The 13,056-nt window shown below is 45.2% G+C and carries 9 protein-coding genes; 1 reads left to right on the forward strand and 8 read right to left on the reverse strand.

Annotated features, from left to right (window positions below; genetic code table 11):
• Positions 1-2 precede the first annotated feature (2 nt).
• The 8 genes from ispF to rlmD all read right to left on the reverse strand — a co-directional run bounded on the left by ispF (position 3) and on the right by rlmD (position 9,914).
• Positions 3-482: a 2-C-methyl-D-erythritol 2,4-cyclodiphosphate synthase gene (gene ispF / locus AB6C75_RS16195; protein WP_029223073.1), complete on the reverse strand. Its 480-nt coding sequence runs from the start codon at positions 480-482 to the stop codon at positions 3-5.
• 2 nt (positions 483-484) lie between these two features.
• Positions 485-1,186 carry a 2-C-methyl-D-erythritol 4-phosphate cytidylyltransferase gene (gene ispD / locus AB6C75_RS16200; RefSeq protein ID WP_371710397.1) on the reverse strand — a complete coding sequence of 234 codons (702 nt, stop codon included), beginning with the start codon at positions 1,184-1,186 and terminating at the stop codon, positions 485-487.
• Entirely contained in the window at positions 1,186-1,467 is a 282-nt protein-coding gene (ftsB, locus tag AB6C75_RS16205) for a cell division protein FtsB (protein WP_012604777.1), read from the reverse strand. Before ftsB ends, ispD begins: the two co-directional genes overlap by 1 nt.
• A gap of 464 nt (positions 1,468-1,931) precedes the next feature.
• A complete protein-coding gene (gene eno / locus AB6C75_RS16210) occupies positions 1,932-3,230 on the reverse strand; it encodes a phosphopyruvate hydratase (protein WP_009847644.1) in 1,299 nt (432 codons plus the stop codon).
• A gap of 81 nt (positions 3,231-3,311) precedes the next feature.
• Positions 3,312-4,952: a CTP synthase gene (locus tag AB6C75_RS16215; RefSeq protein ID WP_012604779.1), complete on the reverse strand. Its 1,641-nt coding sequence runs from the start codon at positions 4,950-4,952 to the stop codon at positions 3,312-3,314.
• A 132-nt stretch (positions 4,953-5,084) separates the two neighbouring features.
• Positions 5,085-5,900, reverse strand: a complete 816-nt coding sequence (gene mazG, locus AB6C75_RS16220; protein ID WP_029223072.1) for a nucleoside triphosphate pyrophosphohydrolase — start codon at positions 5,898-5,900, stop codon at positions 5,085-5,087.
• Positions 5,901-6,232: 332 nt separating this feature from the next.
• Positions 6,233-8,458: a GTP diphosphokinase gene (gene relA, locus AB6C75_RS16225; RefSeq protein ID WP_009847647.1), complete on the reverse strand. Its 2,226-nt coding sequence runs from the start codon at positions 8,456-8,458 to the stop codon at positions 6,233-6,235.
• A gap of 136 nt (positions 8,459-8,594) precedes the next feature.
• Complete coding sequence (rlmD, locus tag AB6C75_RS16230) at positions 8,595-9,914, reverse strand: 23S rRNA (uracil(1939)-C(5))-methyltransferase RlmD (RefSeq protein WP_017097666.1); 1,320 nt, start codon at positions 9,912-9,914, stop codon at positions 8,595-8,597.
• A gap of 165 nt (positions 9,915-10,079) precedes the next feature.
• On the opposite strand from rlmD, the gene barA reads away from it, so the two are divergent.
• Positions 10,080-12,893 carry a two-component sensor histidine kinase BarA gene (gene barA / locus AB6C75_RS16235; RefSeq protein ID WP_372108189.1) on the forward strand — a complete coding sequence of 938 codons (2,814 nt, stop codon included), beginning with the start codon at positions 10,080-10,082 and terminating at the stop codon, positions 12,891-12,893.
• The last annotated feature ends 163 nt before the right edge of the window (positions 12,894-13,056 follow it).

Below are 13,056 nucleotides of genomic sequence, written 5' to 3' on the forward strand. Positions count from 1 at the left end.
GCTTACGCACTTTTAGTAATTAGGACCACCGCTTCACATGCGATGCCCTCTTTGCGTCCTGTAAAACCTAAACGCTCAGTGGTCGTCGCTTTTACATTCACATTGCTAATGCTGGTTTCTAAATCTTGTGCGATAGCGTGGCACATAGAGTCTATATGAGGCGCCATCTTTGGAGCTTGCGCCATGATAGTAATATCGGCATTACCAATCACGTAGCCTTGTTCTTTTACTCGACGATAAACATCTTTTAGAAGTTCACGGCTATCCGCGCCTTTCCACTCATCATCAGTATCGGGGAAATGACGACCAATATCACCGGCAGCAATCGCACCTAATAAAGCGTCACACAACGCATGAAGGGCAACATCACCATCTGAGTGTGCGATAAGACCCTGCTCATAAGGGACTCTAACGCCACCTATAATTACCGGACCTTCACCACCAAACTTATGTACATCAAAGCCATGGCCAATACGAATCATCATTATTCCTTATTCTGACTTAAATAGAACTCAGCAAGTGCTAAATCTTCAGGCTGAGTAATCTTAAAATTATCTGAACGCCCTGCCACTAAAGCGGGCGATAAACCTTTCCATTCAAAGGCTGAGGCTTCATCGGTAATCGAAACGCCTTGTTGCAACGCCTCGCTTAATGCATTCCGCAGAGGCTTTGCTCTGAACATTTGCGGCGTAAGTGCATGCCATAGTTCGGCCCGCTCAACGGTATGTTCGATCTGCCCTTGGGCACCTCGCTTCATCGTGTCACGAACTGGCGCCGCTAAAATAGCCCCTACATCATGGCTCATCGCGCCGGAAATTAGCTTGTCGATATCACTGAGTTGGACACAAGGCCTTGCCGCATCGTGAACCATTACCCAATCGCTAAGCTGCTGCTCGGCGATACAGTTTAGTGCAGAGAGTACCGAGTCCGCTCGTTCGCTTCCGCCAGACACTCTGACCACTTTGGGATTCTGGTTGAGTGCTAACTCCGGGTAATAGGGGTCATCATCGCTGATCGCAACGACAATTTGAGAGACTTGTGGATGAGACAGTAATTTCTCAATGGTGTGCTCTAAAATCGTTTTGCCGTTAATCTTAAGATATTGCTTAGGGCGGTCTGCTTTCATTCGGCTACCGACGCCCGCTGCAGGTACAACGGCAATCACACTTTGAAGTTGAGTCGACATTAATGAGATTCCTCACCAATGATGCGGAAAAACGTTTCGCCTTCTTTTACCATTCCAAGCTCATGACGTGCGCGCTCTTCTATCGCGTCTAAGCCTTGGCGTAGATCATCGATTTCCGCAAACATCTCTGCGTTACGAAGATGGAGCTTTTCGTTTACTTGCTGTTGAACTTGGATTTCGTTGTTCACACCGTAGTAATCAGAAATACCATTTTTACCGAGCCACAGTGTGTGTTGTAGCCAGCCAAACACTATGAGCAGTACTAAAGCAAAAATTCGCATAACACCTTTCGCCGGTTGAAAAAGAAGGAACTAGAATAAGGCACATATATACCATAATGAGCTTATTGGTGCGAGATATGTGGTGTTAGGGAATCAATAAGTCGGAGAATTATTGTCGGGATAAGTATGGTAACAATGAGATTCCCGACTCCTTCCTTCGTCAGTCTAGGGAATGACGAACTTTAGATGTAACGAGGAGGAGCTTTAGAAATTAGATCTCACTTTCCTACAAGCAAAAAAAAACGCCCTACCGAAGTAGAGCGTTTTCAAAAGCTTTAAGCTAATAATTCACGAGGCTTTAAGTCTTGAAGAAAGTGCTGACCTTTAACGTCTTTAAGACCGCTTTCGTTGTAAAAAGGAGGAGTTTTAGAACCTAGAGCTTCTTCCCGTCATTTTCTACAGACAAAAAAATGCCCCGCATAAGCGAGGCATTTAAAAAGCTTAGATTAATAATTCGCTAGGAATTATTGACCTTTAACTTCTTTAAGACCGTTGTAAGGAGCTTTAGAACCTAGAGCTTCTTCGATACGGATAAGTTGGTTGTACTTAGCAACACGGTCAGAACGGCTCATAGAACCAGTTTTGATTTGACCTGCAGCTGTACCTACCGCTAGATCAGCGATAGTTGCATCTTCAGTTTCGCCAGAACGGTGAGAGATTACTGCAGTGTAGCCAGCGTCTTTAGCCATCTTGATAGCAGCTAGAGTCTCTGTTAGAGAACCGATTTGGTTAAACTTGATAAGGATAGAGTTAGCTACGCCTTTCTCGATACCTTCAGCAAGAATCTTAGTGTTTGTAACGAACAGATCGTCACCAACGATTTGAAGCTTGTCGCCTAAAAGTTCTGTTTGGTGCTTGAAGCCATCCCAATCAGACTCGTCAAGACCGTCTTCGATAGAAACGATTGGGAAGTTGTTCGCTAGCTCAGCTAGGTAGTGGTTGAACTCTACAGAAGTGAAAGTTTTACCTTCGCCCTTCATGTTGTAGATACCAGCTTCTTTGTCGAAGAACTCAGATGCTGCACAGTCCATAGCAAGAGTAACGTCTTTACCTAGTTCGTAACCAGCAGCTGCAACAGCTTCTGCGATAACTTCTAGAGCTTCAGCGTTAGACTTAAGGTTAGGAGCGAAACCACCTTCATCACCAACTGCAGTGCTGTAGCCTTTAGACTTAAGAACTTTAGCTAGGTTGTGGAATACTTCAGCGCCGATACGTAGACCTTCTTTAAGAGTCTTAGCGCCAACTGGTTGGATCATGAACTCTTGGATGTCAACGTTGTTATCTGCGTGCTCACCACCGTTGATGATGTTCATCATTGGTAGAGGCATAGAGAATTGACCAGCAGTACCGTTTAGCTCAGCAATGTGCTCGTAAAGAGGCATACCTTTCGCAGCAGCAGCAGCTTTTGCGTTAGCTAGAGATACAGCTAGGATAGCGTTCGCACCGAACTTAGACTTGTTTTCAGTACCGTCTAGGTCAAGCATGATTTGGTCAACGTCAGCTTGTGCTTTAGCGTCAGAACCTACTAGAGCTTCAGCGATTGGGCCGTTTACAGCTTCAATAGCTTTAAGAACACCTTTACCTAGGAAACGTGATTTGTCGCCGTCACGTAGCTCAAGAGCTTCGCGTGAACCAGTAGATGCGCCAGATGGAGCAGCAGCCATACCTACGAAACCGCCTTCTAGGTGTACTTCAGCTTCTACAGTTGGGTTACCACGTGAATCGATGATTTCACGACCTAGAACTTTAACGATCTTAGACATTGAATGTTTCCTTCTCGTTGAATATATAAATGTCAAATTTAAAGGTAGCAGCACAACTTACGCAGCTACCTGTATTCCTTTTTACTTCTCTAATTCGCCGCGCTGGAACTCGCCAGCTGCTTTAACGAAACCTGCAAACAATGGGTGACCATCGCGAGGTGTTGAAGTGAACTCTGGGTGGAATTGAGCAGCAACGAACCATGGATGGTTCGGGTTCTCGATAACTTCAACCAGTTTCTTGTCCGCAGATAGACCCGATACTTTTAGGCCCGCTTTTTCAATTTGTGGACGAAGATTGTTGTTCACTTCGTAACGGTGACGATGACGTTCATGGATCGTCGCGCTACCGTATAATTCGTAAGCTTTTGTCCCTTTCGCTAGGTGACAAAGCTGTGAACCAAGACGCATTGTGCCGCCAAGGTCAGATGTTTCTGTGCGCTCTTCAACTTTACCTTCGCCATCAGTCCACTCAGTGATAAGACCAACAACTGGGTACTTAGTTTCAGTACAGAATTCAGAAGAGTGTGCCCCTTCCATTTTCGCAACGTTACGAGCGTACTCGATAAGTGCTACTTGCATACCTAGACAGATACCTAAGTAAGGTACTTTGTTTTCACGAGCGTATTGAGCAGCAAGAATCTTGCCTTCAACACCACGATCACCAAAGCCACCAGGAACTAGGATTGCATCTAGGCCTTCTAAAACTTCTACGCCACGAGACTCAACGTCTTGTGAATCTACGTATTTAATATTAACGCTTAGGCGATTTTTCAAGCCCGCGTGTTTTAGCGCTTCATTTACTGATTTGTATGCGTCTGGTAGTTCAATGTACTTACCAACCATACCAATCGTCACTTCACCCGTTGGGTTAGCTTCTTCGTAAATTACTTGTTCCCATTCAGACAGGTCTGCTTCTGGAGCTGTGATGCCGAAACGCTTACATACAAGTTCATCAGTGCCTTGAGCTTTAATAAGCTGAGGGATCTTGTAGATAGAGTCAACATCGCGCATAGAAATAACTGCATTTTCTTGCACATTACAGAACAGAGCAATTTTCTTACGCTCGTTCGAAGGAATGTTGCGGTCTGAACGACAAACTAGAATGTCTGGCTGAATACCAATAGACAGCAGCTCTTTTACAGAGTGTTGCGTTGGCTTAGTTTTCACTTCGCCCGCAGCTGCTAGGTATGGCACTAGAGTAAGGTGCATGAACATTGCGCGTTCACGGCCTAGCTCTACTGCTAGCTGACGAATCGCTTCCATGAATGGTAGAGATTCAATATCACCAACCGTACCACCAACTTCAACAAGCGCGATATCGTGGCCAGCTGCGCCAGAAATTACACGTTCTTTGATAGAGTTAGTGATGTGCGGGATAACCTGAATAGTTGCACCTAGGTAATCACCGCGACGCTCTTTAGCGAGTACGTCTGAGTAAACACGACCTGCAGTGAAGTTGTTACGCTTAGTCATCTTGGTGCGAATGAATCGCTCGTAGTGACCAAGGTCAAGGTCAGTTTCAGCGCCATCTTCCGTAACGAACACTTCACCGTGTTGAGTCGGGCTCATTGTGCCTGGATCAACGTTGATGTAAGGGTCAAGCTTCATCATAGTCACTTTAAGACCACGAGCTTCTAAAATAGCCGCAAGAGATGCTGCTGCAATACCTTTACCTAGAGAGGATACAACCCCGCCAGTAACAAAAATGTAATTTGTCGTCATGTTTAACCTGAAATTGGTTGAATGAGGGAAATGGATTACTTCTGGACGGGATGAAAATATACCAGAAGCCCCTTATCGCCACAACGTGAAATCTATCACACTGCTATTTTTTATTTTTTGCTTCAAATCAATTCATGATAAAAGCTTTGATGATCTTTTCTCCGCCACTTTGACTTCATCCCATATGGAATCAAGCTGTTGTAGAGAAAAGTCGGTCAAAATTTTATCTTGCTGACGAACTTTTTGTTCCACACCTTTAAAGCGGCGTGAAAATTTTAGATTGGCTTTATTGAGAGCCGTTTCTGGATTTTTACCCAAATGTCGCACTAAATTGACGGTAGCAAACAACAAATCACCCAGTTCTTCTTCAACTAAATCTTCGTTTGGCGTTACTTGAAGTGCTTCTTCTAGCACCTCATCAACTTCCTCTAAAACCTTATCAGCGACCGGGCCGATAGAGTCCCAATCAAAGCCAAATTTCGCGACTTGCTTTTGAATCTTTGTAGCACGCGAAAGTGCAGGTAGAGAGTTTGGTATTGAGTCTAGAATACTTTCTTGAGTTTTGCCTGCCTGTGCTTTCTCTTTGGCTTTTTCAGCTTCCCAGTTGGCATTAATTTCTTCATCACTGGCAAACTCTGTATCAGAAAATACGTGTGGATGACGGCGCGTCAGCTTCTCATTGATACCGTCGACCACATCAGAGAACTCAAACAAGCCCTGCTCTTTCGCCAATTGGCTATAGAAGATCACCTGAAACAGCAAGTCACCCAACTCTTCTTGTAAGTTTGGCCAATCTTTATTGTGAATCGCGTCCACCACCTCATAGGTCTCTTCGATCGTATGCGGCACAATTGTTTCAAAATTTTGTTTCAAATCCCAAGGACAGCCACCTTCAGGATCGCGCAGCTTAGTCATGATCTGTTCAAGTTGTTCAATCGGGTGATTCATCGTTTTATTCCTATTCACTGTCTTTGATTTTTAAATTTATACCGTCTTCTAAAACTAAAAAAGGTGAGTAGCCAAAACCACTCACCTTTCTATTTTTTCGGTCATCCTCAAGAGCGAAGAATGAGTGAGTTGGGGATCTCAAATCGCTTGGCGAGATTCCCTATCCACGTTCGTCCCTCACTGTAGGGAATGACGACTATCTTTGTTTTACTAAGTAATTGGCTCTTCTAACAAGGCAACAAACTTACGAGACTTCTGAGCATAGCTTGCCTATGTGATGAAGCGAGTATAGTGCAGTTAACACAGTTAGAAGGCCAAGTACGACGTAAAAACTAGCCTAGGCGTTTTACGCTCATAACATCTTTGATCTGTTCTACTCGGCTTGTCACGCGACTCAGAATCTCAATGTTGGTCACTTCCAAATCGAAATCCATCACCGACAGCTGACGTTTATAGTCAATACGGCTCTTCATTGTCGTCACACTGACTTTTTCGTTCAAGAACAGGGATGTTATGTCTTTCAACAAGCCGGTACGTTCTAGCGCCTCTACACGCAGTGTTAAGATATACGAGCCTACAAAACCATCTCCCCACACCGTATCGATGATACGTTCAGGGGCATGTAGGTTAAGTTCACTTAACTGCTCACAATCGCTGCGGTGTACTGAGATACCACGCCCTTGAGTAATGTAACCTTTGATCACATCACCTGGGATAGGCTGACAACAACGAGCCAAGTGGGTCATTAGGTTATCAACACCTTCAACAACGACAGCATCCTTTTTCGGACGGCTCTGATGTGCTGGCTTATTGTCAGACTCAAGCAACTTCTCGAGTGCTTTCTTATCTTCTTCTTCAGCCGTCGGCTTATTGACCAGAGCATTGATGTGATTAACCACTTGGTTAATACGCAAATCGCCGCTACCAATACCTGCATACAATTCATCAGGTGTATTGACGTTGAATCGTTTCAGCGCATATTGCTCAGCATCTTTCAGTGTTGCGCCGACTCTGCCTAGCTCGACTTCTAGGATGTCTCGTCCAGCTTCGAGGTTTTTCTCACGACTCTGAGCGCGGAACCAAGCGTTAATTTTTGCTCGAGCTCGACTTGAATGAACAAAACCTGTGGTCGGATTTAACCAATCACGTGATGGATTCGGTTCTTTTTGAGTAATGATCTCAACTTGATCGCCCATCGCCAACTTATGAGTAAACGGAACGATTCGACCTGCGACTTTGGCACCGATACAACGGTGTCCAACCATCGAGTGAATGTGGTAAGCAAAATCCAACGGCGTTGCACCCATTGGTAAATCGACCACATCACCGCGTGGTGTAAAGGCATAGACTCGGTCATCAAAGACTTGGCTACGTACTTCATCCAGCATTTCGCCAGAATCTGACATCTCTTCTTGCCAGTCGATAAGCTTACGCAACCACGTGATTTTCTCATCGTAGCCACTGCGTACACCGCTAGAAGCACCTTCTTTATACTTCCAGTGCGCAGCCACACCTAACTCAGAGTCTTCGTGCATTTGCTTGGTACGGATCTGAATTTCGATGGTCTTGCCTTCAGGGCCAAGAACTACGGTATGAATTGATTGGTAACCATTGGGCTTAGGATTCGCCACATAGTCATCAAATTCACTTGGAAGATGTTTATATTTGGTGTGAACCACACCTAGACCGGCATAACAGTCTTGCAGTTGGTCGGCAATAATACGTACCGCACGCACGTCAAAAAGCTCATCAAACTCTAAGCCCTTTTTCTGCATTTTACGCCAGATGCTGTAGATGTGTTTGGGACGACCGCTGACTTCAGCATTGATGCTTGAACGGTTCATTTCTGATGTTAGGTCATCAACAAAGTCAGTGATGTATTGTTCGCGCACGATACGACGCTCTGACAGCTGTTTGGCAATCTGCTTGTAGGTATCTGGTTGTTGATAGCGGAAAGCGTAATCTTCAATTTCCCACTTTAGCTGACCAATGCCCAAACGGTTTGCAAGAGGCGCATAGATGTTAGCACACTCTTTTGCTGCCGCACGGCGAACAGCATCAGGGGCCTTTTTTACCTCGATGAGGTTGCAAATTCGTTCTGCTAGCTTGATGACGACGCAGCGGAAATCATCGACCATGGCCAGTAACATTCGACGAACGTTATCTACTTGTCCCGAGGCAGCACTGCCTTCAAGGGTAACGTTGAGCTGGCCCAAAGCTGCCATTTCTTCAACGCCATCAATTAACTTTACGGTTTCTTTACCGTAGCTTTCTTCAAACGCTTCACGTCCAAAAACGCCGCTTGAAACAACGGGGAAAAGTTGCGCTGCAATTAAAGTGGCACGGTCCATCGACAACGTAACCAAGATTTCGATCATCTCACGCCCACGCCAAAGCAGGAGCGACGCTTGCTCGTGATCTTTTAATAGCTCTTCACAGTGACGATAAACTTTGGTCAGTTTATTCGAGGTTTTTACGTCTTGATTCAGTGACGCAATCCAACTTTCTAGCTCAAACTGTTCGCTTGGGTTTAAATGTGCGCTTCGTACCGCAACCATCATGCCTTCCTAGTTATTATGTTTTATACCCAATTCAATATGACTAACTGATTCCAAGTTAGTTCGACTCATATTGATATCAGCGCAGGCTTCCCTGCGCCTTTGTGATTCATTTTTAAGCCATATTTAAGGGCTTCTAAGCCTTGATAAAGAGAGCCATCGATTCTAGATGACTGGTATGGGGAAACATATCCAACATACCAAGTTTGGCTAATTGATAGCCTTGTTTTTCTAAACTCTCAGAATCTCTCGCTAGAGTAGCAGGATTACACGAAACATAAACCACACGCTTCGCTCCTAACGCTGAAATTTGATCAACGATCCCACTCGCTCCAGCACGTGCAGGGTCAAGTAATACTTTATCGAATTTCTCTTTTGCCCAAAGCTGTGAAGATAAATCTTCTTCGAGGTTCGCTTGATAAAACTCCGTATTGCTTAACTGGTTTAACGCCGCATTAGCCGTTGCCTGTTGAACCATTTCATCAACGCCTTCCACACCAACGACAAACGCCGATTGTTGTGCGATAGGCAGACTGAAGTTGCCTAAACCACAAAACAGGTCAAGCACACGCTCATCCGCTTGAGGCTCTAACCACTCAATCGCTTGAGCAACCATCTGTTGGTTCACTTTCTGGTTAACTTGTATAAAGTGGTTTGGCTCAAAAGGTAAGGTTACACCGGTTTCACTATAGCTTGGCGAATCACCCACCAAACGAACCAACTTATCGGTTTCTGGCATCGAGTACAGCGTTACACCTTCTTCTTTCGCGAGCGTCATCAACGCTTGCTCATCTTTTTCAACCAAAGGTTTAAGGTGACGCAGCACCATAACAGGGCCAGTATCACCCAACACCAATTCAACATGTCCTAAAGACGTAAGGCTACTGAAAGTGTTCAGTAAACTTTTCAGTTTTGGCAGCAATACATTAAGGCGAGGGTCAAGCACCGCGCAGTCGGTGATGTTTTCAATCTGTTTACTTTGTTTCTTACGGAAACCAAACTGAAGCAGCTGTGTCTTCTTATCAACAAATAGACTGATACGCGCGCGACGACGATAACCGGTTTCATCACCGACAATCGGCTGGGCGACTTCGGTGTTAGCCGTTTGGTATTTGCTCATCAGGTGCGTCAAAGATTGTGCTTTATGCTCAACCTGAGATGAGTAACCGAGATGTTGGAGATGACAGCCACCACACTGATTAAAGTGCTTACAAAATGGCTTTAAACGCAGCTCACTCGGTTGAAGTAATTTGATGAGTTTTGCTCGCGAAAACTTACTTTTGCTCTCAGTAAGCTGAATAACCACCTTCTCACCGGGCAATGCGCCATCAATGAAAACTGGTTTGTTCTTCTGATAAGCGATGCCAGCGCCATTGTGATCCATTCGTTCAACCAAAACCGATTGATGCTTGGTCTCGAGTTGAGTTTTCTTTTTTGGTTGGAAAAAACGTGCCATTGCTTGTGCCTAATGTATCTTTTAATAAGTAATTGGTATCCAGGACTCACTATTCTGTCTTGGAATCATTGTCGAACGTCACGGCTTTGATTAAGCTTACCGTTCACTTAACCGCCATTGTGTGCGTTATTTTCCCATATCCAGACCTCGATGTAATTAAAGAACATGACCAGATATGGCTTAAGAGCCCGTGTAATTACCTTAACTCTAGCTCCAACCCTAATTATTGGGCTGCTATTGAGTGCATTTTTCTCATTTAACCGCTATCAAGACCTTGAGGGTCAAGTGGTTAACACTGGTACTAGCATCATTGAACCACTAGCGATTGCGAGTGAGTCTGGCATGAAGCTCGAAAGTCGAGAGTCTGTTCGTCAGCTGATTAGCTATGCTCATCGAAAAAATTCTAAGCTGGTGCGCAGTATTGCGGTGTTTGATGAACGTCATGAGTTGTTTGTAACGTCAAACTTCCATCCTGATTTTGAAAGCCTGACCTATCCGAAAGATAAACCGATTCCGCATTTAAGCTCATCGAACCTGCTCGATAACACGCTGATTCTTAGGACACCTATCATCGCTGAGGGGCAATACATCAACTCAGCTAATGGCCAGTCTCAAGCGAATCAAGCGATCGGCTATATTGCGATAGAGTTAGACTTGTCGTCACTTCGATTGCAGCAATATCAAGAAGTGTTCTCTGCCTTCTTGGTGCTGATCCTCGGTCTTGGACTTTCTGGGGTATTTGCCTTCCGCTTGATGCACGATGTAACCCAACCGATCACACACATGAAAAACATGGTCGACCGAATTCGTCGTGGTCACCTCGATGTGCGTATCGAAGGCAAAATGCATGGTGAGCTTGATTCACTGAAAAACGGTATCAACGCGATGGCAGTCTCGCTATCAGAATATCACGTCGAGATGCAGCACAGCATCGACCAAGCAACATCTGATCTGCGTGAAACCCTAGAGCAATTAGAGATTCAAAACGTTGAGTTAGACATTGCGAAAAAACGAGCTCAAGAAGCCGCTCGTGTTAAATCTGAGTTCTTGGCGAATATGTCTCATGAGCTTAGAACACCACTCAATGGTGTGATTGGCTTTACTCGTCAGATGCTCAAGACACACCTATCGAACAGCCAAACCGACTACTTACAGACCATTGAACGCTCGGCCAATAACCTACTCAGCATCATCAACGATATCTTGGACTTCTCAAAACTTGAAGCCGGCAAACTCGCTCTAGAAAACATTCCATTTGAATTCCAAGCGAGCCTAGAAGAGGTGGTTAACCTTCAAGCCACTAATGCTCATGAAAAAGGTCTTGAGCTTACACTTAAGATCGACCCGAAAGTACCACCAGGCGTTGTTGGTGATCCACTGCGTATCCAACAGATCCTGACTAACCTTGTGGGTAACTCGATCAAGTTTACCGAGCGTGGCAACATTGACATCAGCGTTGAACTTCGTTCACAAAGCGAAGACAGCATTGAGCTGCAGTTTATGGTTCGAGATACGGGCATTGGTATCTCAGAACGCCAACAAGCACAACTTTTCCAAGCCTTCAGCCAAGCCGATGCGAGCATCTCTCGTCGTTATGGTGGTACAGGCTTAGGTCTGGTAATCACCCAAAAACTGGTCAGCCAAATGGGCGGAGAGATCAGCCTAACCAGTCGTCTTCACCAAGGCTCCACCTTCTGGTTCACCCTGAGACTATCGACTACCGATATGCCGATGACAGAACTAATAGAGACTCAGTGCCTGCAAGACAAGCAACTGCTGCTTATCGAACCAAACATGCAAGCGGCATCAATTACTCAGCAGATCCTAACCCAAGAAGGCTTAGTGGTAACGTACCGTTCGGTTATGCCTGACGAATCTACCTCGTATGACTACGTTCTACTTAACTTAGCCGCGAACCAAGAGTATCAATTTGATACTGTGAGTGGTTGGGCGATTGGCGCGAAGAAGATCGCTCAGAACGTGATTATTGGTACACCAAGTACCGAGCTAGCGTTGGGTGAGCAATTGATGAAAGAAGTCGATGTTCAGTGCATTACTAAGCCTCTCTCTCGCAAGAAGTTGCTGCAAACTTTGGTATCAAATCAAGCGCCAACCTTAATTGCACCCGCTATTGAAACACATTCAGAAGAGAAACTACCGCTTACGGTATTGGCGGTCGACGACAACCCTGCCAACCTTAAACTGATTACTGCGCTGCTAAAAGAGCGCGTAGAGACAGTGATCAGTTGTACTAGTGGTCAGAAAGCTCTCGACAAAGCGACAGAGACTCCATTTGATGTCATTTTCATGGATATTCAAATGCCGCAGATGGACGGCGTGACCGCTTGCCAAAAAATTAAGGCGTTGGCGAACAATGCAAACACGCCTGTGATTGCTGTTACTGCGCATGCAATGATGGGAGAGCGTGACCGACTACTTGAAGCAGGTATGGATGACTACCTAACCAAGCCTATCGAAGAGCATGTGTTACAACAGGTTCTTATTCATTGGAGCCCTACCTCTGAGGTTGAGCACATTGAAAAAATAGACCCCGCCCACCCGGCAGTCTCCGCGGAAGTAGACAATAGCTCAGTTTCAGATTCTGAGGCTAACGTGCATAAGAATATCATCATTGATTGGCAAGCAGCTATGAAGCAAGCCGCCAACAAAGAAGACCTCGCACGCGATATGCTGCAAATGCTAGTCGACTTTATTCCTGAGGTTTATGAAGCCGCAGAGAAAGCGATCGAAGACAGTGACTACCCCGTTGAAGCACTGACACACATCATCCACAAGATGCATGGCAGCAGCTCATACAGCGGTGTACCAAGGCTGAAGTCGGTGTGTGCGACGATAGAGAAAGAGCTGCGTTCCGGCACTTCCGTTGAAGACATTGAACCGGAGCTTTTTGAACTTCAGGATGAATTAGATAAGGTTCAAGCAACCGCGATTCATTATTTGAAACCAGCTAAGACCTAGCGAACATTTCTTACCCACAAATATTCGTCAAACGGTTTACCAGCCAATAAAAAAGCAGAGCTCATGAGCTCTGCTTTTTTCTGTCTAGAACCTAGAGCACCAGATATAATACCAATCACAGTAAGTAAGTGATCAAAAATAGCGTAGGAAAAAAGCTTGAGAA

The sequence above is a fragment of the Vibrio sp. 10N.237.312.B06 genome, from assembly GCF_041464685.1.
In the GTDB taxonomy this organism is placed as follows: Bacteria; Pseudomonadota; Gammaproteobacteria; order Enterobacterales; family Vibrionaceae; genus Vibrio; species Vibrio tasmaniensis_A.

What these genes read in the sequence shown, in the direction of transcription:
- AB6C75_RS16215 (WP_012604779.1), bottom strand. Translation starts at nt 4,952, where the DNA reads ATGACGACAAATTACATTTTTGTTACTGGCGGGGTTGTATCCTCTCTA.
- ispD (WP_371710397.1), bottom strand. Translation starts at nt 1,186, where the DNA reads ATGTCGACTCAACTTCAAAGTGTGATTGCCGTTGTACCTGCAGCGGGC.
- ispF (WP_029223073.1), bottom strand. Translation starts at nt 482, where the DNA reads ATGATTCGTATTGGCCATGGCTTTGATGTACATAAGTTTGGTGGTGAA.
- relA (WP_009847647.1), bottom strand. Translation starts at nt 8,458, where the DNA reads ATGGTTGCGGTACGAAGCGCACATTTAAACCCAAGCGAACAGTTTGAG.
- barA (WP_372108189.1), top strand. Translation starts at nt 10,080, where the DNA reads ATGACCAGATATGGCTTAAGAGCCCGTGTAATTACCTTAACTCTAGCT.
- eno (WP_009847644.1), bottom strand. Translation starts at nt 3,230, where the DNA reads ATGTCTAAGATCGTTAAAGTTCTAGGTCGTGAAATCATCGATTCACGT.
- mazG (WP_029223072.1), bottom strand. Translation starts at nt 5,900, where the DNA reads ATGAATCACCCGATTGAACAACTTGAACAGATCATGACTAAGCTGCGC.
- ftsB (WP_012604777.1), bottom strand. Translation starts at nt 1,467, where the DNA reads ATGCGAATTTTTGCTTTAGTACTGCTCATAGTGTTTGGCTGGCTACAA.
- rlmD (WP_017097666.1), bottom strand. Translation starts at nt 9,914, where the DNA reads ATGGCACGTTTTTTCCAACCAAAAAAGAAAACTCAACTCGAGACCAAG.